General features: G+C 66.2%; 4 protein-coding genes. All 4 read right to left on the bottom strand.

Going from position 1 to position 4,378, the window contains the following annotated elements; translation table 11 throughout:
* On the bottom strand, nucleotides 1–557 hold a 557-nt coding region (locus JSV65_13240), incomplete at its 3' end, for an HAD hydrolase family protein (protein UCH33522.1).
* A 15-nt stretch (nucleotides 558–572) separates the two neighbouring features.
* Nucleotides 573–1,631, bottom strand: coding sequence for a hypothetical protein (locus tag JSV65_13245; GenBank protein UCH33523.1), 1,059 nt, complete (start codon nucleotides 1,629–1,631; stop codon nucleotides 573–575).
* 453 nt (nucleotides 1,632–2,084) lie between these two features.
* Nucleotides 2,085–2,945 (bottom strand): hypothetical protein, encoded by an 861-nt coding sequence (locus JSV65_13250; protein ID UCH33524.1) that lies wholly within the window; start codon nucleotides 2,943–2,945, stop codon nucleotides 2,085–2,087.
* A 93-nt stretch (nucleotides 2,946–3,038) separates the two neighbouring features.
* Nucleotides 3,039–4,037: a G5 domain-containing protein gene (locus tag JSV65_13255; GenBank protein UCH33525.1), complete on the bottom strand. Its 999-nt coding sequence runs from the start codon at nucleotides 4,035–4,037 to the stop codon at nucleotides 3,039–3,041.
* Nucleotides 4,038–4,378: the final 341 nt, after the last annotated feature.

Raw genomic sequence — 4,378 nt, forward strand, 5'->3', positions numbered from 1 at the left:
CGCTCGCGGAACTCATCGTACAACTCGTCGCGCCGGCGCGGGTCGTGCTCGCCGGGCACCGAGGGATCGGTAATCAAGATGATCTTGGTCGGCGCGGAGGCCTTGAACTGCTGCAAACTGGGCACGAAGCGGTACACCGACCCCGTCTGGTTCGCGTAGAGGTCGGCGAACCGGCGCAAGTCCGGGTCGTCCTTGGCGTAGAGTACGTCGTCGAGGTAGTAGTTGAGGTGGAAGTGATGCTCGTCGGCGTAGTCAATCAGCCAGTCGCCGTAACGTGCCGGCAGCGCTCTCTCGAACAGCACGGCCTCACCCTTCTCCTCGGAGTCGCGCACCATCCCGCCGTTGTACGCGAGCACCGGGCCGTCGACGGCCAGCCGGTGGTACCACGGGCGGATCGCCGCCGTCATCCTGCCCGACGCGAGAACGATGAGCGCTCCCAGATCGCGCATGCGGTGCAGTGCCGCGGCATCGTCGCGTGATACTTCTCCTTTGGAGTCGAGCAGCGTGCCGTCGAGGTCGAGCGCCACTATGCGATATCGGCGTCGGGTTGCGTTCACGCCCGCCACTTCTCCTCAGTCGTATTTCGCGACGGCTTCCAGGAATGCCTCCACGTTCTCCCACGGTACATCAGGCTCCAACACGTGCGTCGGCGCGATGATGAGTCCGCCGCCTGCGCCGACGGTCTCGACGCGCTCGCGCACGACGCGCGCCAGCTCCTCGGGCGTCGCGAAGGGAAACGTGCTCTGTGTGCCCATGGTGCCGAAGAAGGCGAGCCGGTCGCCGAAGCGCTGCTTGATCCGCACCGGATCCATGCACTCGGGCTGCACCGGGTCGAGCAGGTCGACGCCGACCTCGATGAGGTCCTCGATGATCGGCTCGATCCAGCCGTCGGAATGGTACTGGATGAAGACGACCGGGTTGATGTCGCGCGCCGCCTGGATGAGGCGAGCGAGGCGCGGCTTGAGCCACGCGCGCCACATTGCCGGGCTCATCAGCATGCGGTCCTGCATGCCGACGTCGTCAACGATCCGCAGCATATCCACCCCGGCCGCCGCCAGCGCGCGGACGGTGCGGCACCAGGCGCCGGTGATGCCGTCCAGCACTCGGGCGGCGAACGGCTCATTCTCTGCCATATCGAGAAAGAGCCGCTCCATCCCGCGCATCTGCCACGCAATCTCCCAGATCGAGCCGCCCCCGCCCACGACCAGACGATCCTCCTCGCGCAGCTTCCGCACCTGGGCGCGCAGCGCGTTGCTCGGCTCGTCGGGCCAGGCCGGCCAGGGATAGTCATCCAACTCGGCCGCGTATTTCATCTCGCGCAGGGGGTGGACGATGCGCGTGAAGTGGTAGAAGCCGCCGGGCACGAACGCGCGGCCGAAGGCATCAACGGTGGTCCCGGGAGGTAAATCCGGTAGGTACGGCGCGAACACGGTCAAGGCATCGTCGCGGGGAGCCGCCTGGTCCGGCCCTGTGGCATACGTGAGTTCGAGATCGTAATAGGTTTCGGGATCGTCGGCTCCCGTGCGCTCGCGGAAACGCTCCAGCATTGGCGGCGAGAATCGAATGTGCCGGGGCGTTCGATCCGGTTGGCGACGCTGAAGCGCGGCCAGCGCTCGCTCGCGCTTGGTCATGAAGGAATATCCGCTCGCGACGAAGGGGCTGTGGACGCCGGCGTGCTGGCGGACTTCGGTGTCACCGCTGTGCGCTCGCGGCGGGAGACGGGTTGTGGCTTGGCGTTGACCGCACGGGGAGTTGGAAGAAGAACCAGTGCACGACCCAGATCGCGGCGAGCAGCCCGGCTATGAGTGCCATGAGCGGCAGTGTCCGCTGCCTCGCGTTGGAGAACCGCGCGCGATGCGTGCTGCGTGCTGTTGTGAGACCCATTGCTGAAAGCCTGATGCGATACGTACGCGCGTTATTACTGATCTGGTTCGTGTATTAGTGCCTGGCCGGCAGACTGCCGGAGCACGCTCGCGAGCCCCATTCCGGAACAGTCTCGGCTGCTTCTCTAGTAGCCGTGGCTCTACAATTCACCGCCGGCGGGAAGACTCCTTCGCGACGCTCCGAGGGGCTTGCGGAGTCAGTTATCGCGTCGTCAGGCTGCGGTACGTTGCCTGCGGGTGCGCGACATAGTAGGCGGCTTCGCGAGACACCTGCCGTGCCGTATCATAGAACCGCTGTATGCCTGTGCGCCAGGTCGCCCATTCCAGATAGTCCCTCGGCTTGCCCCAGCGGTAGGTCAGGTCCGGCTCGATCTCCTTCCACAGTGCCGCGCGCTGCCGCTCGTACGCCGCCTGTCCCTTTTCGTAGTTGCCGTGTCGCAAGGCGCGCAGCAGGGCGTCGGGTTTGAGATCGTATGGCTTCTCGATCTCCCGCGTGATGGTCTTCGGGAGGACGTGCTGCGCATGCGCCGCTTTCAACAGGCGATCGAAGTCGCCCTCGGCGCACGATACCGTCAGATCCTGCGCCGTGAGCCCCGTCGCCAACGTCAGCGCCCGCGCTTGGCCGGGCTCCAGCTTGCCGTTCCGATCCGCGTCGTAGTGCGCGAGCAGGCTGTCGCGGAGCGCATCAACCTGCATTGCCTTCTCGTACATCATCACCGAGTAGACGGTCCCCGGCAGGCCCGCCATCTCGATGGCACGGCAGGCAATCCTGACCAGGCTCACGATGGAAGGGGAGCCGAAGGCGGATCCCAGATACGCTGCCGCTACCGCGAGGTACAAGTAGGTCCGGATTCGGGCGTTCCTGTCGAACGATAGGAAGCCCTTGAGGGTCAGCCGCTTGTCGCGGAAGCGCGTCCAGGAGATGTACCGTCTTCTGGGTCCGCTGTTCCAAGTGCGCTGGAGTACGGGGAACACCCGTCCCCACAACTCGACCGCCCGTTGCAGCGTGCGGCCGAAAACGGGCATGCCGATTTCGTCCAGCCGCCGGATCATGGCATGCATGGCGTCACCCCCGCGAGCGGGTCCGCCTTCCGCGCCGTGCCGCTCGCCGCGCCCAGTTAGTATGTATCCAACTGGTGCCGCGGCCAATCCGCTTCACGCGCCGGTGCCGACAAGCACGCGCTCGGGCTTCGGTCGGCGCGTCACGGTCTCCGCCACCACTTCTCGCTTCACCACGCGCCCGTTCTCGCTCGTGATGCGATAACGGACTGACTTCTCGCCGTCCTGCCCTTTGGTGATGACGCGCCGCTCGCCCTTGCGCAGATCGGGCGCGGCCTTGACGCTGGTCGAACTGGGAATAGGCTCGATCTCGGTCCGTTCCTCGACGGTGACGACGGTCAGCCCGGACTTGCCGTGCCCGACGCTGAGCGTCTGCCCCGCCTGGAGGCGGTCGAGATTGATGCGGGAATTGAGGCTGCCCAACTGCTCGACGCTGATCCCGTGCTTCTTCGCGATGCTCCACGCGGTGTCACCGGCCTGGACCTCGTAGGTCGTAGTCGAACCCGCGGCGCCTCCCGCCAGCAGCTTGAACGCATCCTCCGCTGCAACGACGCGCCCGCGCGAGATGTCGGCCGCCTCGACACGAACCGATTCCTTGAACCGCGACTTCTGATCCGGGCCGGCGTAGGTCGCGCGCACGCGCGACAGCAACTGCTCCGCGTCTTCCCTCGACGGCACGGCCGCCGCCACCTTGCCGTTGACGATGATCACGTGGGCCGGCACGATGACGTGGATCGCGGTGGCCAGGACCTTCCGCGCACGCTCCTCGCGTGCTACGCCCGCGCGCAGGTCGGCACGCTGCACATCAACGGTCTGGCGGAACCGAGCATCAGGCATGTCCCCGCTCAGTTCGGCCAGCAGCTTCTTCGCCGTCCCCCGATCCGCGACTGTCACCACGGGCCGGCCGTCCACCGTGATCTGGTAAGCCCTGAGTGCGCGCGCTTGTCGCACGGCACCGATCGCGAGGACGACGATGACGGCGATGAAGAAGGCCCGCTCGACCAGAAGCTGCCGGCGCAGCCTGTCGGGCCGGCGGGCCCGCAGCGGTGAGGGACTGCGGGCGGGGATCGCCTGGGGCTCAGGCTTGGCAGTCATAGCAGCACCTCCGCGGCGAGGTGTACTCGCACTGTTGTATTTCTGCTCAGTCCTATTGCAGGCCTGTTACTGCTATTACTCGTAGCGCGCGCGGAACGCGCGAATCTACGTTTGCTGCATTGCTGCCCGCCGCTCCGAGGGGTGCCCAGTAGCTCCGGGCCGACCACCGCAGCCGGGGCCTTCCGCGGACGATGCACCGCCTGACCCCGCGGCTGATGCACTTTTGGCCGAGTGGGCGCCAAATTCCTTCCCCCTGAGCCTGATTTCTCCACTTCCCGCCAGGCCACGGCAAACCCCCGGCGCACAAGATGATATACGCGGAACGCGCCGAACAGGGATAC

The sequence above is a fragment of the Armatimonadota bacterium genome (genome assembly GCA_020354555.1).
GTDB lineage: Bacteria > Armatimonadota > Hebobacteria.

What these genes read in the sequence shown, in the direction of transcription:
- JSV65_13245 (UCH33523.1), bottom strand. Translation starts at nt 1,631, where the DNA reads ATGACCAAGCGCGAGCGAGCGCTGGCCGCGCTTCAGCGTCGCCAACCG.
- JSV65_13250 (UCH33524.1), bottom strand. Translation starts at nt 2,945, where the DNA reads ATGCATGCCATGATCCGGCGGCTGGACGAAATCGGCATGCCCGTTTTC.
- JSV65_13255 (UCH33525.1), bottom strand. Translation starts at nt 4,037, where the DNA reads ATGACTGCCAAGCCTGAGCCCCAGGCGATCCCCGCCCGCAGTCCCTCA.